General features: G+C 43.4%; 21 protein-coding genes and 1 pseudogene. 13 read left to right on the top strand and 9 right to left on the bottom strand.

The window, feature by feature from the left end; genetic code table 11:
* Window positions 1–14 precede the first annotated feature (14 nt).
* The gene (locus GCHA_RS02100) at window positions 15–962 is read left to right on the top strand and encodes a sugar kinase (protein WP_007984526.1); all 948 of its coding nucleotides are present in this window, start codon (window positions 15–17) and stop codon (window positions 960–962) included.
* Between the two features lie 213 nt (window positions 963–1,175).
* On the opposite strand, the gene GCHA_RS02095 is transcribed toward GCHA_RS02100, so the two are convergent.
* Window positions 1,176–1,925 carry a hypothetical protein gene (locus GCHA_RS02095; RefSeq protein WP_007984525.1) on the bottom strand — a complete coding sequence of 250 codons (750 nt, stop codon included), beginning with the start codon at window positions 1,923–1,925 and terminating at the stop codon, window positions 1,176–1,178.
* A gap of 346 nt (window positions 1,926–2,271) precedes the next feature.
* On the opposite strand from GCHA_RS02095, the gene GCHA_RS02090 reads away from it, so the two are divergent.
* Window positions 2,272–5,472, top strand: a complete 3,201-nt coding sequence (locus tag GCHA_RS02090) for an Ig-like domain-containing protein (protein ID WP_007984524.1) — start codon at window positions 2,272–2,274, stop codon at window positions 5,470–5,472.
* A gap of 451 nt (window positions 5,473–5,923) precedes the next feature.
* On the opposite strand, the gene GCHA_RS02085 is transcribed toward GCHA_RS02090, so the two are convergent.
* Entirely contained in the window at window positions 5,924–6,778 is an 855-nt protein-coding gene (locus GCHA_RS02085) for a family 16 glycosylhydrolase (RefSeq protein WP_007984522.1), read from the bottom strand.
* Between the two features lie 408 nt (window positions 6,779–7,186).
* On the opposite strand from GCHA_RS02085, the pseudogene GCHA_RS23120 reads away from it, so the two are divergent.
* From GCHA_RS23120 to GCHA_RS02075, 3 genes and pseudogenes are all read left to right on the top strand, one after another.
* A pseudogene (locus tag GCHA_RS23120) lies at window positions 7,187–7,369 on the top strand (3-hydroxyacyl-CoA dehydrogenase); the annotation flags it as partial.
* Between the two features lie 192 nt (window positions 7,370–7,561).
* Entirely contained in the window at window positions 7,562–8,212 is a 651-nt protein-coding gene (locus GCHA_RS02080; RefSeq protein ID WP_007984518.1) for a 2-dehydro-3-deoxy-6-phosphogalactonate aldolase, read from the top strand.
* A 487-nt stretch (window positions 8,213–8,699) separates the two neighbouring features.
* Window positions 8,700–9,761, top strand: coding sequence for an AI-2E family transporter (locus GCHA_RS02075; RefSeq protein ID WP_007984516.1), 1,062 nt, complete (start codon window positions 8,700–8,702; stop codon window positions 9,759–9,761).
* Window positions 9,762–9,905: 144 nt separating this feature from the next.
* Here the strand turns inward: GCHA_RS02075 and GCHA_RS02070 are convergent, their stop codons facing one another.
* From GCHA_RS02070 to GCHA_RS02055, 4 genes are all read right to left on the bottom strand, one after another.
* Window positions 9,906–10,757, bottom strand: a complete 852-nt coding sequence (locus tag GCHA_RS02070) for a hypothetical protein (protein WP_007984511.1) — start codon at window positions 10,755–10,757, stop codon at window positions 9,906–9,908.
* A 470-nt stretch (window positions 10,758–11,227) separates the two neighbouring features.
* On the bottom strand, window positions 11,228–12,481 hold the full coding sequence (locus tag GCHA_RS02065; RefSeq protein WP_318248906.1) for a flagellar assembly protein T N-terminal domain-containing protein: 1,254 nt from the start codon (window positions 12,479–12,481) through the stop codon (window positions 11,228–11,230).
* Between the two features lie 19 nt (window positions 12,482–12,500).
* The gene (locus tag GCHA_RS02060) at window positions 12,501–13,304 is read right to left on the bottom strand and encodes a flagellar basal body L-ring protein FlgH (protein ID WP_007984507.1); all 804 of its coding nucleotides are present in this window, start codon (window positions 13,302–13,304) and stop codon (window positions 12,501–12,503) included.
* Window positions 13,304–14,125 carry a hypothetical protein gene (locus tag GCHA_RS02055; protein ID WP_007984505.1) on the bottom strand — a complete coding sequence of 274 codons (822 nt, stop codon included), beginning with the start codon at window positions 14,123–14,125 and terminating at the stop codon, window positions 13,304–13,306. The genes GCHA_RS02060 and GCHA_RS02055 overlap by 1 nt, the downstream gene beginning before the upstream one ends.
* A gap of 409 nt (window positions 14,126–14,534) precedes the next feature.
* Here GCHA_RS02055 and GCHA_RS02050 point away from each other — a divergent pair, with 409 nt between their 5' ends.
* The 3 genes from GCHA_RS02050 (at window position 14,535) to GCHA_RS02040 (ending at window position 17,829) form a co-directional block, all read left to right on the top strand.
* Complete coding sequence (locus tag GCHA_RS02050; RefSeq protein WP_007984500.1) at window positions 14,535–15,461, top strand: LysR family transcriptional regulator; 927 nt, start codon at window positions 14,535–14,537, stop codon at window positions 15,459–15,461.
* Between the two features lie 316 nt (window positions 15,462–15,777).
* Window positions 15,778–16,755: a DUF1852 domain-containing protein gene (locus GCHA_RS02045; RefSeq protein WP_007984499.1), complete on the top strand. Its 978-nt coding sequence runs from the start codon at window positions 15,778–15,780 to the stop codon at window positions 16,753–16,755.
* Window positions 16,756–16,800: 45 nt separating this feature from the next.
* Window positions 16,801–17,829: a methionine synthase gene (locus GCHA_RS02040; protein WP_007984498.1), complete on the top strand. Its 1,029-nt coding sequence runs from the start codon at window positions 16,801–16,803 to the stop codon at window positions 17,827–17,829.
* A gap of 134 nt (window positions 17,830–17,963) precedes the next feature.
* On the opposite strand, the gene GCHA_RS02035 is transcribed toward GCHA_RS02040, so the two are convergent.
* Window positions 17,964–18,917: an NAD(P)H-dependent flavin oxidoreductase gene (locus tag GCHA_RS02035; RefSeq protein WP_007984497.1), complete on the bottom strand. Its 954-nt coding sequence runs from the start codon at window positions 18,915–18,917 to the stop codon at window positions 17,964–17,966.
* Between the two features lie 289 nt (window positions 18,918–19,206).
* On the opposite strand from GCHA_RS02035, the gene GCHA_RS02030 reads away from it, so the two are divergent.
* From GCHA_RS02030 to minE, 4 genes are all read left to right on the top strand, one after another.
* The gene (locus GCHA_RS02030) at window positions 19,207–19,983 is read left to right on the top strand and encodes a CmcJ/NvfI family oxidoreductase (protein WP_007984496.1); all 777 of its coding nucleotides are present in this window, start codon (window positions 19,207–19,209) and stop codon (window positions 19,981–19,983) included.
* 357 nt (window positions 19,984–20,340) lie between these two features.
* Window positions 20,341–21,072, top strand: a complete 732-nt coding sequence (gene minC / locus GCHA_RS02025; RefSeq protein ID WP_007984493.1) for a septum site-determining protein MinC — start codon at window positions 20,341–20,343, stop codon at window positions 21,070–21,072.
* 69 nt (window positions 21,073–21,141) lie between these two features.
* Window positions 21,142–21,951, top strand: coding sequence for a septum site-determining protein MinD (minD, locus tag GCHA_RS02020; protein ID WP_007984491.1), 810 nt, complete (start codon window positions 21,142–21,144; stop codon window positions 21,949–21,951).
* Window positions 21,951–22,202, top strand: coding sequence for a cell division topological specificity factor MinE (gene minE, locus GCHA_RS02015; RefSeq protein WP_007984489.1), 252 nt, complete (start codon window positions 21,951–21,953; stop codon window positions 22,200–22,202). The genes minD and minE overlap by 1 nt, the downstream gene beginning before the upstream one ends.
* Window positions 22,203–22,332: 130 nt before the next feature.
* On the opposite strand, the gene GCHA_RS02010 is transcribed toward minE, so the two are convergent.
* Window positions 22,333–22,569: a GNAT family N-acetyltransferase gene (locus tag GCHA_RS02010; protein ID WP_486651804.1), complete on the bottom strand. Its 237-nt coding sequence runs from the start codon at window positions 22,567–22,569 to the stop codon at window positions 22,333–22,335.
* A 251-nt stretch (window positions 22,570–22,820) separates the two neighbouring features.
* On the opposite strand from GCHA_RS02010, the gene GCHA_RS02005 reads away from it, so the two are divergent.
* Window positions 22,821–23,315, top strand: coding sequence for a DUF4760 domain-containing protein (locus GCHA_RS02005; protein ID WP_007984486.1), 495 nt, complete (start codon window positions 22,821–22,823; stop codon window positions 23,313–23,315).
* A gap of 269 nt (window positions 23,316–23,584) precedes the next feature.
* On the opposite strand, the gene GCHA_RS02000 is transcribed toward GCHA_RS02005, so the two are convergent.
* Window positions 23,585–24,112, bottom strand: a complete 528-nt coding sequence (locus GCHA_RS02000; protein ID WP_007984484.1) for a nuclear transport factor 2 family protein — start codon at window positions 24,110–24,112, stop codon at window positions 23,585–23,587.
* Window positions 24,113–24,178 lie beyond the last annotated feature (66 nt).

Below are 24,178 nucleotides of genomic sequence, written 5' to 3'. Positions count from 1 at the left end.
GCAAGGAATATGACATGAGTAAGCTACTATTTGTTGGTGAATGTATGCTCGAATTAAGACGCGACGAAAACGGTAAAGTGCACACGAGTTTTGCGGGCGACACCTATAATAGTGCGGTCTACGCTAAGCGAGTTTGTCCTAGTTTTGAGGTCGCTTACCTGAGCGCCATAGGCAGAGATGTGTTTAGCCAGCAACTGCTGGAAACAATGGCAAATGAGGGGATTGAGAGCCACTTGATTCGCCGTGATCACGAACGCAATTTGGGCATCTATTCGATTACCACAGATGATAGCGGCGAACGGTCATTTGCCTATTGGCGTGAGAACTCAGCGGCCACGAACATGCTTAAACAGTTCGAAGAAAGCGTTATTGACGACGACAACTACGCGCTGATATTTTTTAGTGGGATTACCCTTGCGATCCTAGACGAGCAAGACCGACATAAGCTGTTAAGTATATTGCATCGCGCTAAAGATAGGGGAACTACCATAGCATTTGACCCCAATTATCGTGCACGTTTATGGGCAGATAAAACCGAAGCTAGGTATTGGTTAGAGCGAGCTTATGCACTGACGGACATTGCGCTACCTGGTTTAGAAGACCATGAAACCTTGTATCAACATGCCCAGGCAAAGGATGTACATCATTTTTTGAATCAATTTGCAGTGCAGGAGCAAGTCATTAAATGTGGGGCGCGAGGAATTGATATTTGCGACATCAATGGCATGATTTGCCATCAAGCGTTTGAGCCAGCTGCAATACAAAAAGATACCACAGGAGCAGGGGATGCCTTCGCTGGAGTCTATTTATCTAGCCGTTTAAATGGTTATTCTAGCGAGGATGCAGTGGAGCATGCGTCTAAATTCGCTGCTGTTGTGGTTCAGCATCCTGGGGCTATCATTCAATTGCGACTCAGCGAGCATTTCGTGTTGCCTTTAACTAATACCAATTCCATTAAATAGTGCCCTCTCAGGGTTCATCCGGCGAATTATTTAATGGCGTTGGTATAACTAAATGCCTGCACCGACACAACCATTTACTTAAGCAAAAGCTAAGCCTCGGCACGCTCAGAAAACGTCGTGAGGTGATAAAGGCATAGCGCCCCAAAAAAGGTCTGCAAATTTGCTGAGAATTAGCAGCAATTAACAGCAATAGTCCACGACGGATAGCTACCGTTACGCTCGTCGGCGTTTCACCAACATCAAACTAGAGAACATAAACATTAGGGCAAGGTGGCCAGGGGCTGATACGTTGTTCGTTGTTATATTGACAGAAGATAAAGTCAGCTCAGCGTTCGTCAATGCAGAAAAAGCCGCTTCCCCAAAGCTATACAAGTTTGATTCATAATAACCACCAAAAGAAAGTGATTCTCCTGCATTCAGCAAAAATGAAAATGTTCCGCTGCCATTGGAAGTTTGAGGACCTGTATTAAGCTCAGACGAAATCGTCCGGAAGAGAAACTCTTGATTAGTGTCATCAAGTAAAGCAAACGCTGAATCCACGAATGCGTCATCAACCAAGGGATCTGAGGCGCTGGCTGAGACCTGTTGAGAAATTCGATAGTCAAACACAAATTCGGCTGTGCTGTCTGCACTAGCGTTATTTAAGTTAACCTCGAAAAAGTAGCGTACATATTCAAAATCTACATCAGAATTTTCAGCATCAAGTGAACTGTTAATAAAAATAGGGTCGTTCATTACCGCACTAATGGGGTTGTTCCCTGATAATAGGCCATTGTTTACCTGGCTACTTTGCGCACCCATCATAAAACTGTCGGTCTGTTGTGTTGCTGATATGTACGAGCTGAGGTCGTCAAAAGCGAGCGTAGCGTCTGCAGCTGTACCTATTGGCACAACACTGGCTTGCGTGATGACTGGAAATATTAAGAATGACAATAACGTTAAAAATATTATTTTTTTATTCATGAGTTTTTGTTTTTGTATGTGAATTTCATCTATTTATAAGTGATCGTAGGTATGTTAGCAAGTGATTTAACATTAGTTTTACATTAGGCTTGCTAGCTAATTGATGCAGCGGCTTATTTTTCACTGCGGAATATCATTTAACTTACTGTTAATGTTAAGTTTTAGAGTTTTTCATAGCTAAGATTTAAGATGAGGTCTTGTTGTATTTAGGTCGAAATACCTTGTTCAACGAAAAATAGTTACCTAAAAAACACTTTACATAAAGCTGCTTAATAAAGAATATTTTTACACAGCTAATTTTATCTGCAATGATTGTTAATCATATGTAAATAAAATGAGGTGTTAAATGAAACGGTTTAAGCCCAGTAAGGCATCGGTTGGCATAGCTCTAGGTTTGGTTTGTGTTGCATATACGCATGTATCTTTAGGTCAAACGGCGCTGGTTAACGTTGATTTAGGTAAACAATTGTATGTAGGCGACAACACAGCATTAGATCGCAATAAGTTCTTTAATATTCATTCAAGTCCCGGAGAGCCTGGGGCTAGTGAGCAAGATATGCTTTACATTAAAAATGAACTTAATGCTCAGTATGGCCGCATATTTTGGGGACCTATGGCCCTAAGTGGCAGCGCTAATTATCCAGATACAGAACAAGCGATGCTTGATGGGGCGCAATCTATTAGCAATGCTAAAGCGGGGGCTTATTATGAGTTTGGTACTAATCGCATCGTTGCCACGGAACACCCAAAAAGCGTAATAGTAGCAGACAACGACCCTGTTGAAGGGGCTCGTTGGGCAGCTGATTACTTCGAGTATTATTTTGAAGAGGAAAGACGGCCGCTCTTCTATGAGCCGATGAATGAGCCGTTTGTACATGCGTCAGATTTTGTGGATGGCCCCTGGGATCCAGTGGCGAACGAAGCGATACAAAGACACATGGCAACGTGGTTTGCTGAGATAGGGAAAGCGTTTGATCAACGCGGTTTAAGTACCAATGTTATTGGTTTTTCTTCTGCTTGGCCGTCTTTTGAGCTGTCAGACTTCTCTCATTGGCAGTCACGGCAAAAGATGTTTATGGATGTCGCTGGTGACCACATGGATGGTTTCTCTTTCCACTTATACGATGGTGTAAATGTTGCGGGGCAAGACAATTTGCGCTCAGGGAGTAATGCTGAAGCGATTATCGATATGATTGAAGCGTACAGTTACATTAAATGGGGGGAAGTCAAAGATCACGCTATCACCGAATATGGCGGGATCATTGACGGTTATCCCGTTGAATACAGCGCTGCAAAAAGTGCTCAGGAATTACGCTCTTATAATCACATTCTATTTTCGTTACTGGAAAGGGAAGATAGAGTACTCACCTCTACACCGTTTATCACCGGAATATCAAAGTGGTTTTATGATGCAAATAATTTTAACCCGTATTCTGCCAGCGTGCTGCGCCCTGACCCGGATAAAATCACTTCAAATAAAGTTAATGGATATCTACCAACCGAAAAAGCCTATTTCTATCACTTATGGTCTGACGTAAAGGGAAATCGAGTTGCGATAGATACGCTAGATCCTGACCTTGCAGTACAGGCATTCAATTATGGCAATAAGCTATATGTGGCGCTGAACAATTATGAAGATAACAGTAAAGAGGTTGATTTGCGTTTCATCGATCATGGGAACTCGGTATCTCAAGTTCGAGCTAAACGCCTAGATGTACCTTACGATCAAGCGGCAAATTACACGGACCAGGTGCTCGCTTCAGCGCCGTCTACTATTACCATGGCAGCGCACGAAACCATCGTGCTCGAATACGTGTTTGCACAGCAAATCTCTCCTGACAGTATCGTGCGAAAAAGCAGTTATTACGCTCAAACTTATTTGCAACCCATAATAGAAAACGCTGAGCTGTCATTTGTGTTTAATGATATCGATTTAGCGCAAACTACCACAGCCTTTGCTGACGTATATCAAGGTGTAGAGTTTGACCAATCAGTGGTTGACGCTATCAAACCAAACGAAGTTAATCGTTTAACATCTGTTATGCGCAGTTTCGATCGTCAATTGACGAATATAATACGTAAATATCCAGATGCTTGGCGTGACAGTGCCGATTTTGCACGCCTAATACAAAGAGCAGAGCGTTCGCCTACCACAGCAAAAGCCCTGCAGTACCACTATGCCATGCATGGCTACAATAGCTCACAGGGCACGGCGATGCTTAAAATGGGGATCGGGCGAAAACATGATAAATCTAAGCAGCCAATTGTATTGGTCAATGGCCACAGAATTGAGGTGCCGAATGACTGGCGCGGGTATGATCAGGCCGCCCGTGATGACTTTTTTGGCGTCATTGAAATCCCAGTACCCGCTAAGTTTTTGAAAACTAACACCGACGTTGCGTTAACATTTCCCGACTCTCAAGGGCATGTGAGTTCTTTGATTTTAGAAGTTGAGAAGCAAGAGTCATTGCACGTGGTTGCTGTTTCAGGCCTTGAAATGCAGAAATCTTTCGTCGCCATCAAAAAAGATCGGCCCTATCGCTTGCAAGCCAATGTATTGCCGCAAACGGCCACAAACAAATTTTTACTTTGGCAATCCAGTGATGAATCTGTCGCAACGGTTAAAGATGGGGTAGTAACCCCCGTTTCGCCGGGGTTTGTAGAGATAAGTGCGCAAAGTTATGACGGCGGTCATATGGCGTCTACGAGTGTTGAAGTTAAAGATGAATTAACGGTAAGAAACACCATCGTCATTACCAACGATGTTTCCTCTATGGCGCCGACGAATAGCATTACTCTTGATATTGATTACTCGACGGGGATCCCTCGCGATGTTGCGTTTGAGTTGATTGACCCGCAAGGCACATGGCTTGGATTGAGCCGTGTTACTGTGCCAGCGGGAGAAGGCACAACACAAGTCACGCTTAGCTTCGCAGAAACACTTGCCTCTGGCAAAGGCTATAAAATAATTGCGGCCTTGCGTGAAATTGGCGGAGACTGGCGGACCAGTGTAGATGGTCATACCATAACGGACGTTGAAATTACCTCAACGAACACACCTCCTTCTGGCAACAATTTGCTGGCTGATAACGGTGACTTTGAGTCAGGCACTCTGGGAGATTGGCAACTGGTTTTCGGTTCAAATGGTGATGTAGAAGTCAGTGAAGACGCGGCTTATAGCGGGAATTATGGTATTAAATTTGATACTACAAATGGAAGGGCGGGAATTTCAGTAAACGAAACTGTATTGCCACAATCGTTAATAAAAGAAGGCAAGAAGTTTATGTTAAGTTTTCAGCTAAAACGCCTGACAACAGGAGCGTGGTCTGGTGGTATGAGTCAGTTCATCAATTTAGACGGTGGTTGGAAAAGCTCGGGACAAAAATGGTTTGGTGGCACCCAAACCGGAGACTGGCAACTCGTCGAAATCGAATTTGATGGGCTCGATTGGCCTGATACGCAAACTTTGTTTGAAGTGAATTTAATGACCCCAGGGCATGTCTGGTATGCAGATGACTTTACCTTAGAGGACATTACTCCAGAGTAATGGTGAATGAAAATAACCGCGCCGAGTACTAAAACTCGGCGTGATTTAGTCCTCAGCCTCCTCAAAAATAAGCTTCGTTCAGGTTAGTTAATTTTATTTTCGATTCGGCCCACCTAACTTTTCTCACCTTTTGATACTGTCAGAGTTATCGCTCAGTGAAGCACCGTGCGCATAGCGCACTCTTTGTTTGCCTATGGCATAACAAGCTACCAAACGTGGTGATAAAATACGTTACCCCTAATAAGAATTTATTTACAAAAAGCTTGGCGCAGATAAAGAGTCTAAAAGTAGCGGGGTTACTGGTTTAACATCCTTATTTTTTTAATGTATTTAGTAAAGTTTGGTATGACTACGAGCAGGTATACGCTGACACGTGCTTGATGGCTGGGAAAATATCGTTACAGTGAAAAAGCCGGTAGAGGCCGGCCGTTAATATGTTAATTACCCCAGGCTAGCGCCACGCTCTAAAGTAATCCACGTAATAATATGAACGCTCTTGTCTAGGCTCATTGTCCCCTGATTGCCAATCGTACACTAATATATCAAGTATAACCGGCATATCCACATCACCTGGGTAATCCGCAGGGTTCACTGCACTTTTCCAAATGGTGCGTACTTTTTTACCATCTACGTAAAAGTATATGCCCGCAGGCGTTCGCATCACGCCATAAGTGTGCCAATCTGTGTTTACACCGCCGTTTTCAAGCTGGGCTGCGTAACTGTAATTTGGAATTTGATCCACATTGCCTGTTTGTTGTGTCCACACAAAGTGGTGAATATTGCTTTTACTCTTGGTCTGATCATTCCAGCCAACGTAAGGAAAGTGTTCGTATACATCTATTTCATACTGATCGCCATTGCTGTTATTGCGATTAAAAAACCAAAAACTACTGGCAATATTATTGTTAGCCGCTTTGGCTCTGACTTCGAAATATCCGTATTTAAGCGGTTGCTTGCTAGAGACAATCCCTGTGGTGTGTTTATCACCGAGAAAGTCACCTTGCCTTGCTTCTAATACAAGGTTGCCCTGATGGGTGTAAGCAAGTGTATTGCTGTAGGTAAAGCTGTTATTGCCAAGCCAACCTGTAGGATGATAGCGGTTCCATTTTGCAGTGTCTGGCGTTTGCCACTGTCCTGCTTGGTTAAATTCATCACTTACGTTTGCATCAAACGTAAAGCCTGCGTCATTGATTAACCAATTGCCTTCCCCGTCAACATCCGGAGTGACTGCGTGCGTTAGTGCAGAAGCCGATAAAACGCACACGACCGAGACGGATTTCACTATTTTTCTAAAATTAATGTTCATTCGATACCTTACTTTTAACGTTCAAATTGAATTTTTAGATTTCATGAATGGCCTAAAATATTACCCTTGAAGCCGAGTGTTATTAAAGCATTATATTAATATTTTGTAAATCATATGTAAAATGCGTGTTTTGTTTATGCTTTTTGTTGTGTTTTTTTAGTTATTGAGCGTCTAGATTCAAGTTTTTGTTTGAAGTTAATAATATTTATTTGAATTGTTATTTTTATATGTGAATCTAATTGGCGGGATTAATAGGGGCTTATTATTGGGAAATGCTTCTGAGCACAACGATGACTGTGCTATCTATTAAAATAAGAGGTGAGACTACGCCTACTTTTATTTCAATTATCACAACGAATATTTCGTTTAATGAAGAAGAAATAATGCTCTAGGATACGACCAAACAGTTCGCCTATGCTGCTGGCAATGCCAGAAAAAGTGCAAAATGCATTGGTGGAGAACATCCAATTCCCTAAACGGATGGGACAGCCTGACGAATTTGCCAGCCTATGTATTCACATAACTCAGAACGTCTATATCAATGGGGAAACCATCCGCTTAGACGGCGGCATTCGCATGCCTGCTCGATAATGCCATCGGGGAACACGTTTCCCCGTTCCCTTGTAAACTAGAATGAGATTAGCGTGTATTTCCTAGAGCAGTATTTCGTGTTTGCTTAATAGAGGGGGAAACAGTCTCTTGTCTGGGTAGTGGTAATAATGTCAAAGTAACAGGTAAACCATAATTCGCACCGTGCATAAACAGAATTTCAAAGGAAATAGCATGAGTTCAATGACATTAAACGCAGCTATGAATGCATTACCTTTGGTGGCTATTTTACGTGGGATTACCCCTGACGAAGTCGTCGCCGTTGCAAAAGCATTACAAAACGAGGGATTTAAAATCATCGAGGTGCCCCTTAACTCACCTCAACCATTGAAGAGCATCCAGCGTTTAGTTGAAGCGTTTGGTGAAGAGCTAATTGTCGGTGCGGGTACGGTTTTAAGCTGTGCTCAGGTTGATGAAGTGCGCGCTGTGGGCGGTCGAATTATTATTTCACCAAATGTTAACCTTGATGTTATCCGCCATTCAAAAGCAAAAGGGTTGTATTCAGTACCCGGTTTTTACACGGTATCCGAGGCATTCAGCGCCATTGATGCAGGCGCCGATGCAATTAAGCTTTTTCCCGCAGATACCATTGGTGCCAATGGCCTCAAAGGCATGATGGCTGTACTACCCAAGAATGTGCCTGTATTGCCAGTGGGGGGCGTATCAAGCGATACCATGAGTCGCTTTGTTGAAGTTGGCGCTGGTGGCTTTGGCTTAGGTTCGGGGTTGTACACAGCGGGTATGACAGTAGAACAAGTCACTGAAAATGCGCGAAATTACGTGAGTGCGTGTCGGGTGGCGGTTGATAGTGCCAGCGGCGATTGATAGTGCCTGCGGCGATTGATAGCACGTAACGAGAGTTAACTGGCAGTAGAATACCTGCTCTATTTTACTTTACTGCTCAACATTCGTTTTATTGTAGAGCTACCAGAGCGAGAAAATCCCTTTCCATTTTAACCTGAAGACTGTAAGACCATTACAAGGGAAATTCACCTCCGTGAATTTTGTTCACAGGAGAATTAGTATCTGTGTAAAGTATTCGCTTGTGTGCAAAAATCGCTCGGCAAGAAGAGCTAAAACCCACTTTTTTGATAAGTAAAATTCGCTTTTATACCCCACTTGTAAAGTGGTGACGTCCTCTTTAATCCCAATAGAGCCGAGGCGCTTACTCAATTCGCGTCTGCTCATTTCTAAAATCACGACCAGCCCTGCTTTAGAGAGGAATTCAGGACACGTTCTTGCATAAGGTGCTCATATATACCGTGGTTAGGCTCAAATATGCGTCTAACCAAGTTTACTGCTAAGGAATGATATGAATACCAGACAGTTGGCCACGCGCACGCTTGTTCAGTCTATTACCGCCACGATCGTTTTCCTTATTGCTTGGTTGGTTGTCACCAATGGTAAAATTCTGTTGACCTTTTTTGGCGGGATCTTGATAGCCGTATTGTTTCGCGAATCCGCTAGTTGGATCGGCCACAAAACCGGCTTTAAGAGTAAATTTCTGCTGCCCGTCACCATTATTGCGCCTTTTGTTCTCGTAGGTCTTTTTTTCGCTTACACAGCACCTCAGATATCAGCCCAAGGGGAAGAGCTAATGGAGCGCATCCCCCAAGCTGATACCTATATTAATGAACATTTATCTGGGCTTCCCTGGGGGACACAGCTGAAGGAGAACCTTACTAATTTAAGTTCTGCTGATTCAGAGGTCAGTACTGTGGTAAATGCGGTATCGAGCGTTTTTTCATCGACCTTAAATGGCTTCGGCAGCTTCATTTTTGCGCTATTTCTTGGTTTATTTTTAGCCGTCAATCCAGACTGGTATATCAAAGGGGCCGTTACACTTGTTCCGCCTGCACGACGCGAGCGAATAAGGGAAGTACTAGGTGCTTGTGGTCGAGCATTATCGGGGTGGCTGGTGGCTAAAATCGCTTCAATGGTGCTAGTAGGGATATTAACCACGTTAGGATTATGGGCGCTGGGCACAGACCTTGCCCTTGTGCTTGGGGTGATCGCGGCTTTGCTGTCATTCATACCTAACATCGGGCCGATACTGGGTTTTATACCAGCGGCAATGGTCAGCGTGATTACTGGGCTTGATACGCTGTTGTATGTGTCTATTTTGTATTTTGCTGTGCAGATGATTGAAAGCTATGTGTTGACGCCTATGTTGCAAGCCGAATTAGCCGATTTACCTCCAGCATTAACGCTATTTGCTCAGGTTGCTTTAGGGGCGATGGTCGGCATGGCGGGTATTCTGTTGGCGGCGCCACTTTGCGTGGCCGCAATGATTTTCATTAATAAGTTGTATGTTGAAGATATATTAGAAAAGCCGAGTGAAAATAGGCAAACAGAACATGAGCAAACTAATTAAATTAGGGGCTAGGCTTGTAGCCCCACTTAGGATTTATCTGGCGGAAATGCCCTGACATTGAAAAGGTTCGCAGGCGCAGGCTCTGGATATGTTAATCGATGTTTTTGTGCTTGGGGTTGGCTAACCACAATCACCAAAAGAGTGTTAGCGCAGGTTGTGTTGTCGCCAATAATCATCAATGGCTCGTTGCGCCACAAGGCTCAGCACATCTCGATTTAATGCTAAGGCACTTCCTAAGGTCGATTTTGCTAAATCTTTATCGAGGATAGCACTGGCGACGAGTTCGATAGCGTCGTCGAGGCTTTCACCTCCTTCACAGTATCGAACATGGTGATCACTATTAAGTGTGTGCTCCTCTAAGCCACTAAACCAACGTTTGAATATCATGGATGCTAGCGCCTTGTAGCGGGGCTGGTGCCCACCGAATACGATCATAAACATCTTTGAACTCGGGTAGTTATACTGCTCGCGTATCGCGTTTAATGTGCTCACCAGGCTTTCAATTTCGTCTTTCGCGGCTTGAGTCATGAGCTTCGCGTAAATTGGCTCTAACGCTTGCTGGTATTGGCTCATATCTGAATGCGTTAGGGCGCCGGCAGTTCTCACGTGCGTTACGAGCTCGGCGGTGACATCGGCCAATTCCTGGCTTAGTTCCTTAGGCTCATGGCTGCGTATTTCGTTTATCCAGCCATCTACTTCCTTTAGTGTTTCTTTATCCCACGTATTTAGAAGACTGTAGTAAACCGCTAGAGTACTGTGACTCAACGCTTTAAGGTCATGGTAGCGAGTCGTGTTGATAGTGAAGGCTTCTTCTGTTTCACCACATTTCACAATAAGGCGATTATCCATGCGACAGACCAGTAAAACGTCGCCTTGTTTGATCTGGTTAATGATTTCATTTTTTTGTTGCCCGTATAGGGAATGAAATCGTGCATTGATATTGCCCAGCGGGTTACTGGTAGGCTCGTTATTAGAATTGTTTATCTGGTGGCGCATTCAATATTCCTCGTCATGCACTGCAGGTACTAAGCACATCCGTTGTTCATTGTGGTCGAATTGTTCTATGCGTTAATGCATTAAAAGTACCGAAACTCATAAAACGTACCGAAATGCATGAAAGATACCGAATAGATAGAAACGCACAGGCATTGTAATTGGGCAATAGCAAGCTTGTGACAATACGCACCAAGGCTCACAGCATGGCGCGGTGCAAAGCATATAAAGGGGAAATTACGTCATTCAACTTTGAATGTGACCCACGCACATTTGAAAGGAAGATACTGAGCCACTGTGAAAAATTATCATACTGACTGTGTAATCCCTGCAGCTTTGCGTTAAATCGCGCAGCTTTGCGTTAACCGTGCAGCTTTACTTTAAATGGCGGTTGAGCCGTGTTCATTGTACTTGGTCGCTATCTCAAAGATGAGTGATTTACCATTAAGGTAAATTACAGCCTGAGGGTAGAGTCAATGTGAATTGTTTGCAGGCTTGGGCGCTGGCTGTAAAGAGGGAATACTTGAGGTATCGTAAGTAGAGATACCTTGAGATATGCCAATCTTTTGTGTCTGTATGGGACTTACTAGGTCTAATAACTGGGCTGAGACTGAGCCATTTATTTGGACGCTCGCTAATTGCGCGCTGTCATTGTCAAGGGCTACGACCTGTACGCTACTGTTTGCTACTGGGCTAATAACGACATGGCTATTGGACAAATTATTTGGATCTTGAAGAGCCTTAAGTAAGAAAAATTTATCTCCCATTTTCACGCCATGACGGCGGCCTAGATTGATCACTAGACGGTCTGCTATCCGGCGCACCACCTGAGCATATATTGGCTGACAGGTAATAAGATCGTTTATATCGACCACAGCGCTGCTGATAGTATTGAGGATGGCTCTACCATAATCAGAACCCCAGAATATACTGCTGTTCATATCTATTTCATGGTGTAGCGCAAAATCCCAGTCGGCTTCGCTATGATAAGACTCTTCCCAGACAATGGCTTTGTGATAAATATCTAATACGTAGATGCGTAAAGTAAAATTACGTCTTGTGGTAGTCTCTTCGCTAAACCTATTTTTTGTGATGCGCTTAAATGCGCTAAGATCGCGAATAGTACCAAAGACGGCGAATTGATAGCCAAACTTGCGTCGCAGATATTCAGCTTTTTCAGCGATGTCATCGCGTTTTAGACCATTAAGAATATTTTGCTCGGTAAAGGACTGATCCATTAGCAGAACATCTACCTGTTGGTTATACCCTGCCAACTGTTGTTCAATACGTTTAGTGACATGTTTATTTAGCTCAAACACACCACCAATTGCAGCTTGTTTCGGTTTCAACATCTGAAATTGGGTGATCATAATGCTTCGGGCGTATGCGCTTGCTTTACAGGATTCTGTTGGGCTGATGTCTACCTTTACTCTGACACTAAGAATTCCGTCATCAATACTTTCTTGGAGCACTTGCGCTCGTCTAACCATACCTTGAGATTGGTACATTACTTTACTATTGACGAGCAGCCCGTTAAGCAAAATATCCTCGGAAGAAACCATAGCCCCAGCTTGAAATGATGCATCAGCGATGGCATTTTTAATGGTTTGTTGCCGTATTTGATCAACGGGGGCATCGCCGATGAGCATGCTCGCCTCACCTTCGAACCAGTCAGCGAATACTGAAAAAGGTGATAGCAAGATTAGATATACAATCCATTTTCGCATTAATTAGTCAGCCTATTGTTTATTGAAATACGGATAATATTTTGCCTACCAATGGTTTATCTTGGTTTTCTTGCAAAGGACCATTGCCGCTATACTCAATTAGCGCATTGCCAAGTTTGGTTGAGCTCACAATGTTGTCTGCGGTGATATCGGACACTCGTACCTCACCGTAAACGCGAATATATTCCACACCTTCATTGAGCTTTATCCATTTTTCTCCAGAAACTATAAGATTTCCGTTGGCTAATATTTCATTTACGAATACGTTTACGACTCCATCAAGGGAGTTGGATTGTTGACTGTCTGACGAACTGTTGAATGAACTTGATTGGCGATGCTTAACATTTAAGTCGGTATTATCAATATGAATGAAGCCGGCGGTCACCTCAGGCTCCAAATCAATTTTGCTATCTTTATCTTGATTCAGGCTCTGTTGTTTAGTGGCATTAATTTGTTCTTCTAAATTAACTTGGATCATGTCGCCATGTTTATAAATGCGTTTATGTAAAAACAAACCAGAATAGCTCACTTCGCTGAATAAGGAGCCTGTGGGGACGACTATCGCCTGGGGTGTATTACTTCGTACTGGGCGAAACCTAGGGTCACCTTGAGTGACAGGCTGTTGTGTGGAGGGGCTAAGTGCAGCTGAGGTAACATTTGGATTACTAGGCAAGGACTGCACTAACTTTTGTTCGGATGACACAGAACTCTGGCAAGCCGCAAGCAACAGCAGACTGAGTAAACAGGTCAAGGATCTTAGTAAAGCGTATTTGCTAAAACAGCCTTGATTAGGCGGGGTATAAAACGTAAATCCAGAACTCATTACAATCTTGCCTCTGTGTTTGCTGTTGTGGCATTGGTCGAAACGGTGCCTGGTGTATTCCAAAGATTGCCGATAGTGTCTGCGCCCCAATTCATTAAGTTGCCAAATATACTTTCGCCTGTGAATTCTTCTGTTACCACATCTGCCGCGGCAAAAGCTGCGGCTCCAGGCCCACCAAGTAACAAGCTGCCCGTTATGGAAGAAAAAGCATTAACACTGCTATGGGTGGTTTCTTTATAAAAATCAGCCACTATGGGAATGTGATTAAGTATATTTATGGAATCAAATGCGTCTTTTACATCAAATCCATCATCGCCAAAGGCAATATTGCTCACTGATTGCCAAAAGCCAGTTGGTTCCCCATTGCTAAGTAAGTCTTGATTTGCAGTTGTTTTACCGTCAACACTTTGCTGGTCGGTTGATGAAGATTCTGTATTTAAAAGCGAGCGTTTTAACGCATCTACCAATGTTTGCTGTAAAAAAGTCACTTCTTCAGGGGGTAAATTAGCGAGTGACTCGGACTGGGCCAATATATCGCCAAACAGCTCATTACTAATGGCTTGCTCAGCTTGCGTGTTTGCTACTTGTTCGTTGTCGATGAGTACATTCGTGGCTGTAAGGGGTGCCTGCTCTTGTGTCAGGAGCTCGTCGTGTGTATCGGCGCTGTCTTCAGCAAAAGGATTGATATACTCAAATATCTGCTCAAACGCGGTTATCCCTTGTGTGAGAATAGAATGCTCTGTGTCAGTTTGAGCTATTTGCGCGGGGAGAGGGCTATTTAGCGCCCCTTTGACATTAGATTGAGCTATTTCGTTTACCATATGTATCCTGCTTATGTCAGCTAATTGGTAAAGTATGCTAATCACGAAAACTGATAAAAGATGTATTAAATTGTTATCTAACTTATCTGGTTATTCCTTACATTTACATATAACTATTTGATTTTAAATAAATAAAATAATTCTCTTCAATAAGCGGCAGGGGCAAAGGCCATTGAATTGCAACTGCGCTACTTATACACTCCAACACGTGTAGAAATAGTCCGCAGTCCATTAAGTCAGAACAGTTCTGGTGAATTTGGATGGTTATCTATTTGGGTTTGAGAGGCCTAACACTTGTTTAAATCTAGGGTAACAAGGAGTGCCCAAGATGGATTTATTCACGTCATTCTTTGGTGTTGCGTAAGTAATAGGAAATTAACGTAGCAAAGAATTTAGGTTGTATTTTTAAATGACTCTCGAACAATTAAAAGCATTTTCAGCAGTAGTGAAGTATGGGTCGGTGCGTGCAGCAAGCAGCGAAATATACAAGTCTGCTCCTTCCATCAGTGCGGCTATCAAAGCGCTGGAATTTCATATAGGTTTACCACTTTTCTCCCGCGAAGGCTATCGCTTGAATTTGACTAAAGACGGCGTGGAGTTCCATGCTAAAGTCAAACAAATTTTGCGTGTCGTCAATGAGTTAGATGGATTTTCTCGCCGTAAAGGTAAACTGGGAAAGCAAAGTATCACCATGGCGATTGATGCTTCTGTACCACAAGTCAATCTGGTCAACATCATAGCTCAGGTGAGTGAAATGTTTCCGGATACGCAGTTGAATATCACAACTGAATATCATGGTAATGCCCTGCAAAAAGTGTTGGCTGGTAATGCAGATTTAGCGCTTACTCCTTTGTGGGGCTCGACAGATGAAACTATAGAAGCGAAACACATTGCTTCTGTGCCTATTTTCCCCGTAGCTCTTGCTAATTCGCGCATAGCGAATTTACCCAAACCAATTAAAATGTTAGATATCCTAGATGAGACCCAGATTGTACTCAGTACGTTAGCTGGCTTTAACGGGCACAGTTGTGGATTTAAAATTGCGGGTGCTAAATCTTTAAGCGTCACCGATATGAACACTAAACGCTCGCTGATCCTTTCAGGGTTGGGATGGGGTGAACTTCCGCAGCATTTAGTAGCAGAGCAATTAGCTGAAGGCAGTGTAGTGACATTGAATATAGAAAATCATGGTGAATTGTCGCTTGAGCAATACCTAGTTAGGTGCAGAAAGGGAGAGCATAGCAATATTGCGTCTGGGGTTTGGAAGTGCGTGAATGTACCCGAGCAAAAAATGGCGAGGTCTGCGCAGGCACCAGAATTAATCGAATGTGGTTAAGCAGCAATTTCCCATTCATTTTTTTGCGCGTCTTTCAACCCTGCGACGAGGAACCCGATCGGGGCCGCTCGGGTAATACCTTTCTCTCGTTTAATTTGTACAATGCTCGCATTTTATTATGAAATTTTCTCATATATTAATGAGATTAAATCATTTTTATTCATCTAATCTTCCACGTATAAAACCTACTCTGCTGCGAACGAAGAGTGATTATTCACGCTAGCTTTATTCGTTTTCACTTTATTGTGTTTCAAATCCACAGCGAAAAAGCGGCAGCATATTAGGTTTATTTTAATTTACGGAATGTCAGGTCACGATGAATAACCATTTTACATTTTCTATTAAGCGCATTGATTTCGATGAAAATTATCAGCCATCGGACAATACTCGGATCACGACCAATTTCGCCAATTTGGCCAGAGGTAAAAGACGCCAAGAGAATCTGCGTAATGCGCTGCAGATGATCAATAACCGTTTCAACGCCTTGGCCTATTGGGATAACCACAAGGGCGATCGTTATTCGGCTGAGCTAGAAATCATTTCAGTTGATATTGATGTTGAAGGTAACGGGCATACTTTTCCTACCATAGAAATACTCAAAGCGAATATCGTCGATCACGTCACGGACCAGCGTATAGAGGGGATCGTGGGCAATAATTTTTCTTCCTATGTGCGAGATTATGACTTTAGCGTTATTTTGTCACAGCACAATAAGGGGAAGTCTTCTTTTAGTATTCCTGATGATTTTGGCGATTTACACGGCAAGTTATTTAAGCACTTCGTTAATTCAGATGTGTACAAAGCAAATTTTCAAAAGCCACCGGTTATTTGCTTGAGTGTGTCAGAAAACAAAACTTATCATCGCACCGAGAATCAGCACCCTGTGTTGGGCTTTGAGTATCAGCCGAACGGCTCGTCGCTGACAGAAAAGTACTTTGAAAAAATGGGCTTAAAGGTGCGTTACTTTATGCCTGCAAACAGTGTGGCGCCCTTGGCCTTCTACTTCTCGGGTGACTTGCTCAATGATTACACCAATCTTGAGCTGATTAGCACGATTAGTACTATGGAAACCTTCCAGAAAATTTATCGCCCTGAGATATACAACGCCAATGCGGTAGCAGGTAAGCATTACCAGCCGAATTTACGTCACCAAGATCATTCACTGACCCAAATTGAATACGACCGAGAAGAGCGCAACCAGCTCGCCGTGGAGCAAGGCAAGTTTGTTGAAGAGCACTTCATCAAGCCCTATCAGCCTATTCTTGCGCAGTGGTCAGCAAACAGCGCAGTTTAACTTACTGAAACAATCTAACTAACCGAATAAGACAACGTTATTATTATGAAGACACTATTACCTATTACTATTGCCGGTAGCTTACCTAAGCCATCTTGGCTTGCTCAACCTGAAACACTTTGGTCACCTTGGAAACTGCAAGATGCTGAACTTGTACAAGGCAAACAAGACGCGTTACGTTTGTCATTGCTTAATCAGCAGCAGGCGGGCATCAATATCATTAGTGACGGTGAGCAATCTCGCCAACACTTTGTGACTACTTTTATCGAGCACCTTGATGGCGTTGATTTTGAGAAGCGTAAAACCGTTAAAATTCGTGACCGCTACGATGCTAGTGTGCCCATGGTAGTGGGGCCGGTGTCACGTCAAAAGCCTGTATTCGTTGAAGATGCCAAGTTTTTACGCTCGCAAACTAAGCAACCGATAAAATGGGCCCTGCCTGGGCCTATGACTATGGTCGACACCCTTTATGATGACCATTATAAAAGTCGTGAAAAGTTAGCCTGGGAATTCGCGAAAATCTTGAATCAAGAAGCAAAAGAGCTTGAAGCCGCAGGAGTAGACATTATTCAATTTGACGAGCCGGCTTTTAATGTATTCTTTGATGAGGTTAACGATTGGGGAATTGCTGCATTAGAGCGCGCAGTAGAAGGACTCAAGTGCCAAACTGCGGTGCATATTTGTTACGGCTATGGCATTAAAGCCAATACCGATTGGAAAAAGAGCTTAGGAGCACAGTGGCGACAATACGAAGAAATCTTTCCTAAGTTGCGAACGTCCAGTATCGATATTATCTCCTTGGAATGTCAAAACTCTCGGGTACCCATGGAATTAATTGAGCTACTTCGTGGCAAAAAGGTCATGGTAGGAGCCATTGATGTAGCAACTAACAACATCGAAACCCCAGAAGAAGTCGCCGATACATTGCGAAAAGTACTGCAGTTTGTTGATGCACAAAACCTATACCCTTGCACTAACTGCGGCATGGTGCCTTTATCCCAAGAGGTAACAAGAGCCAAGCTAAATGCATTAGCTGCGGGCACTGAGATTATCCGCCGTGAGCTTTGTGCTTAAATATAAAAAATAAAATAGTAACGAATCGGCGTCGCCAAAATATCGCTAAAACACATCGCTAAATCACATCGCGAAATAGCTATGGCGACGCCTGATATCGCTTCACGAATAGAGTCTACAGTATCAATTTTATATTATAGTTTTGTGCTCAATGCTGCCAATCGGCCTGTTACTTCGCCAAACTCAGTGAGCGTTTCATCAAATATTTGCTTGACCGATTTTGTTTCTTTAATACGCCCGGCGACTTGGCCTGTTAGGGCTATTCCTGCTTCTAAGTCACCGCCAAAATAGACGGCTTGGGTGTCTTGAAACTCGCTGAAAATATTTGCTGAGCCTTCATTCAAAATACGGGTTGAGCGTTCAGTGCGTAGCGCCCGAAGGGCAGGGCCTGGGCCAGTGCGATTTAGAAATACAGTGTCAGTTGAATCAGCTTTGATGATGGCGTCTTTCCAGTTTTGATGAACTGGGCTTTCTATCGCGCTTAAAATGCGCGTGCCCATAAGCACCCCTTCTGCACCGAGCGCCATGGCTGCTGCCATGCTGCGCCCATCCATAATGCCGCCCGCGGCGACTATTGGTACGTTTACCGCTTCACACACTTGTGGGATGAGCACCATGCTTGATACATCGTCAGCGTTTTTGAAACCACCGCCTTCACCGCCTTCCACGATGAGCCCGTCGACACCTGCTTCAACTGCTTTTAACGCCCCTTTAAGATTAGGCACGACGTGAAATACCGTGAGGCCGGCTTGCTTAAGTTGAGTGGTATATTTGGTGGGATCACCGGCTGAGGTGGTGACGAATTTTATGCCTTGGTCGATGATAAAATCCAGTATTTTAGGATCGCGCACAAACGCTTGGGCGATGTTCACACCAAAGGGTTTGTCAGTCAGGTCACGCATCTTTAATATTTCTTCTCGAATAGCATCAAGCTCACCTGAGCTTGTTTCGATAATCCCCATGCCGCCCGCGTTAGATACCGCCGATGAAAGTTGTGAGCGAGCAATCCAGCCCATTGCTGCTTGTATGATTGGTTTTTCAATGCCCAGCATATCTGTGATGCGTGTTTTGACTCTGATGTTTGTCATCCCTATCTCCTGAATTTCGTGCTAAAAAACATGCATCCCTTTTTTATAGACTTGACTAGCAGATTGGTACTTTTTTTCATGAATAGAGCACCTGCTAGTTGGCTTATCGCTACTATTGTTATGCAGCGCCTTAAAAGACAATTCCTGCGACGTATACCCCAATTATCATTGTTTTCCATATTCTGTTTTAACAGGCTTGGTGTTTATTCATCTCATCAAACTATTTATATTTCCCACCCCTATAAAGAGTTTTGCCCATTTCCAACATTAGCGCATCAAGGAGTAGCCTGTGACAACTGCAACAGTAAATTATCATGTGAGAAGCCATGCTCCCCAAGCGTTTCACTTCGACGTTGATGGTATTGTTGGTAATCTTATTTCTCCTGAGTTGATTGCTACCCAAGTGAAGGTGCGAGATTTACGGAATCAAGTAAACGAAGTGAATTTTGCTGAGGATGGGATCTTATTTGTAACGGCAAAATCGAAAGTGGATGAATTTGAAAATGGTCACAGCTGGAAAGCCGTATATGAACAAGAGTTAGCACAGTTACTTAAGCAAGAAATCGCCGCGAAAGAGGTAGTCGTATTTGATCACACTGTGCGTGTTGATGACCCAAACGCCACGCGCAGGCCTGCTCGAAACGTACATAATGACTACACGCAAGCCAGCGTCGAGAAGCGCCTAGTCGATATATTAGGAGCTGAACGTGCTGCTCAGTTCCAGCAAGGGCATTTTGGTTTTGTGAATGTGTGGCGCCCAGTGCAGTATCCAGTTTTGTCATCACCATTAGGGTTTATTCGTCCTCGTTCCATGCTGGCCAAGGACTGGATGAACATTGAATTGATTTATCCAGATCGCCAGGGGCAAATCCTAGGGGTGGCTGCAAACCCAGAGCATGAATGGTTCTACCAATCAAAAATGACGCCTGATGAAGCGATTATTTTTAATATTTATGACAACACCGGCCTGCCGCATTTGGCGCATAGTGCACTGGATATGACCAGTGATGTAAAGGCGGCTGTTCCGCGTAAAAGCATAGAAACCCGCACCCTAATCAAGTATTGATTATTGGCTGGGGTCGCCAAAAAGAATGCGTGATTAACGTGCCGTCAGAAGTTCACCTGTGTATCACCTATATATGTTAGCCCGAATATTGGCATAGCAGGTTTGGTTTAGTGTTACCGAATTGATACGAAACTGCTTTTTTAAACGCTTAACATTCGCTAAAAAGCCGCTAAGTCGATGACTTTGGCGATATCGGCATAAATCTTTCATTCTTCTTGTAGTTTCATTTCCTGATGTTAAATCTATTTGTTAAAGTGTCGTCCAGTTTTTGTACTTGTGGAATAAAAGCTGGCTAATTTAAGCTGAATTATCAATATCCAAGTACGTTGATTTTTATTCGTAGGTTAAGGTTGCCCAATGGCAAAAGTGTGTTTTCAGATGAAAGGCACTGCGTTTACCGCAGTGGTGATGGATCTTCAGTCTTACTCAGCGGATTTGTTTCCTGCTCAACTAAAGCAAAAAATCGACACGGCTCCGCAGTTTTTTAATGCGTCACCCTTGGTGCTTAATTTAGCTTCTTTTGAGGGGCAACTTGAGGATGAGCAACTCGAGCACGTTGTTACTGTGTGTCGCGAACAGGGTTTACAACCCATCGCATGCAGAGGCGCAACGACTGAGCTTAGGTACACTATTATGGGCTTGGGTCTTGCATCACTGCCTGCCTCTAAATCTAAAAGTTCAGAGATACCTGCTGAGCCGGCTCAGGCCGCGCCAGTAAAAGCTGAAAAGAAACAACCTGTTGTGGAGGTTGCTCCGGCATTTCGCCCGAGTAAAGTGATAACCAAACCGGTACGCTCGGGCCAGCAGGTGTATGCAGAAGGCTGCGACTTGATCGTTATGGCGGCAGTTAGCGAAGGTGCAGAAGTGTTAGCCGATGGTCATATTCATGTGTATGGTCCATTGCGCGGACGGGCCTTAGCTGGGGTTAAAGGCGATACAGACGCAAGAGTGTTCTGTCGGCAGATGGAAGCTGAGCTGGTGTCTATTGCGGGTTACTTCGTTATGAATGAAAAACTGCGTGAGCTTTGCTGGAAAGAAGCGGCGCATGCATATTTAGACGGTGAATCCATTCAGGTCAGTGCTATTTAGCGCATCATTAGGTATGCGGCATACACCTAACAAAAGTGGGTTGACCAATACAGTTAAAGAGGGAATGTAGTGGCTAAAATTATTGTAGTAACGTCCGGTAAAGGTGGCGTAGGTAAAACAACTTCAAGCGCAGCGATTGCAACTGGCTTGGCAATGCGTGGCTTTAAAACCGTGGTGATCGACTTCGATGTGGGTTTACGTAACCTTGATTTGATCATGGGCTGCGAGAGACGCGTAGTATACGATTTCGTGAATGTGATCAAAAAAGAAGCGACCCTTAACCAAGCTTTGATCAAAGACAAGCGAACCCCAGGTTTGTTCATCTTGCCTGCTTCACAAACGCGGGATAAAGATGCGTTATCCATGGAAGGCGTACAAACAGTTCTAGAAGACTTAGCAAAGGACTTTGAATACATTATTTGTGACTCGCCAGCGGGTATTGAACAAGGCGCACAAATGGCCTTGTATTTCGCAGATGAAGCCATAGTGGTGACTAACCCTGAAGTGTCATCAGTGCGAGATTCAGACCGGATCATAGGTATTTTACAAAGCAAATCACTTAAGGCAGAGCAGGGCGGCACGGTAAAAGAACACTTATTGCTAACGCGCTACAACCCTGAGCGTGTTGCCCAAGCAGAAATGCTTAGCGTAGCTGATGTCGAAGATATTCTTGCTGTACCTTTGCTGGGGGTTATTCCAGAGTCAGAAGCAGTATTAAAAGCATCTAACCAAGGTGCACCAGTTATTTTGGATCAAGAATCAGAAGCCGGCCAAGCTTACCTTGATGCAGTGTCACGGTTGCTCGGCGAGGAAATGGAGCACCGTTTTCTTGAAGTACAGAAAAAAGGATTCTTGAAGCGACTACTAGGAGGTAAATAGTGAGCATTTTTAATTACTTTTTGAAAAAAGAGAAAAAAAGCTCCGCATCACTAGCAAAAGAACGTTTGCAGATCATTGTTGCGCACGAACGTAGTAAGCGACAGCAACCTGATTATTTGCCTCTGATGCAAAAAGAGATCATGGATGTGATCCGTAAATACGTCAACATCGAAGAAGATCAAGTGACTGTTCAGCTGGATAACAACGATGATTGTTCTGTATTAGAGTTGAATATTACTTTGCCTGAGTAGCGTATCAAAAGCGTTGCTCAACTCGCATTTATACCACCTCATTAAATAATAGGTGTGAGCATGATGAATACCATCATGCTCATGCTTGTTATATCAATCCGCATTAGATCACATCTTTGGTGTTAAGTCGCTATAGGTGAATGATCGCCAGCATGTCTTCATCGTCGTCATCCATCCCGACTTCATGAAAGCCAAAGCTTTGGTAAAATGACTCAGCCACAGGGTTGCTAGGGTTATAGCAAATCTCTATTTCTCGTAAGCCCGCTGTTTGCTTAATTTCATGTAGCGCAAGCACCATAGCAACTCGGCCAATGCCTTGATTTTGAAACTTCATAGCGACATTTTCTTCGTCTAGTTTGGCGTAGATACTCCGTGAGTGATTGGATTGTGAAGTATACTCATCAGATATAAATCGAGTGTCGGCGTAAACGAGAGCTGATCTATTTTGTAGAAAGGTTGACGTTGAATAGAATTAAACTAATACATAGTTCAGGCTATTTCGATTTTACTAATCTACTGTCATTATTCCATTCAAGCGAAGAAGAAATGAGTCTGTAATGCAATATAATGCCATTATAAGATCCAATATTTGATAAATAGTGTGAACAAGGAGGTCAAATGAGTAGTGATATTGCGATATTTGTATCTACAGGTCTTGCCACTGCCGTGGGAACGATCGCTGTTATTGTTAACTTACACATTAATCGGCGAAATCGGCGAATCAATAATACATTGCAACTTGCACGGGACTTTGACCAAGACCATACGTTTGTGAAGGCGCGTATGTATATGTGGGAAAAGTTTTTGAATTTGCCAAACAACCGCTACAACTGGGAAGATTTGGTTAACGAAATTCAGTTAGAAAGCAAAAGTAAAGAGCTATCTACGATTACTAAGGACGACCTTATAGCACTGAATCGTGTGGCAGCATTTTATAAAATGATAGCTGGTTTGGTTGCAAATAAAGAGGTAGATATTCCACTGCTACGGTCGTTATTTTGTTACAACTACAATCGGTTATGGCAACCGGTAAGAGGTAAATTTGAAGTTTATGCTGGTGAAAGTGATAAGGCGCTTTTTGTCAGCATTCCTGAATTAGAAAGCAAAATTTAAGCTCTCTATGAGAGATGTCATTTTCTTTTGTATGGGGAAAGTAGCTCGTTTTAATGCAGACTGTTATGTAGCCTTTTTCTGAATATGTAAGGGGATGTATTAGGTTCGTTTACATGAGAAAAAGACAAGGACGATGTGAAGCTTCCGCCTTTATTTGAGCATCAAGCTTAATTATAAGTTTGATGCTCATTTTGCTAGTTTCCCCAGTTTTAGGCGTCAGGCCACATGAGCGGTTAGAGCGTGTTTCGCACATGTGTAAAACTGATTTACTATTTCTTTTGACGCTCAGCAAACGTTTTAATGTTGATTTCGGCGACCTTTTCCCATGCTTCATTAGGGACGAGTACTGACATCGCGTAATGGGCTATTTTCCACTGGTCGTTGTCTTTTATCAGTACGCCGGTTCCTCTAAAGCGGCCCCATTTTTGTGACACAGTGATTTCGTCGAACCAAGCGATGTTTTGTTGTTCTGAAAAGTTGATGTGTCGCTCTACCGATTTATATGTCCAGCCGGTGCCGCCTGCAAAGCGCTCTGCTACGTATTTGTCTAAGGTTGTTGGGCGTGTCCAGCGTTCCCAATCATCAGTGCCCATAAATACGCCTGTTTGAGTGAAAGAACCAAGGTATTTGTCTAAATCGGCTTGGCTGGCAGCTTGGTGTAAACCATCAAGGACTTGGTTAACGGCTTGCGTTGCCTCAGATTTACTTTCGCTGCTGGCCGTTACAGTAAATGAGCAGCAGAGTAATATCGTGAAAATGCATTGTATGGTACTTGATCGCAGTGAGTGAAAAAGCATGTGTTTCTCCCTGTTAAATAGATTCGGTGTAACTATACGTTTTTGCGCGTTTGCCATTGTATTTAT

The sequence above is a fragment of the Paraglaciecola chathamensis S18K6 genome, assembly GCA_000314955.1.
Classification (GTDB): domain Bacteria; phylum Pseudomonadota; class Gammaproteobacteria; order Enterobacterales; family Alteromonadaceae; genus Paraglaciecola; species Paraglaciecola chathamensis.
The sequence above is the reverse complement of the archived record's forward strand: the minus strand, read 5'-3'. Positions and strand labels throughout refer to the sequence as shown.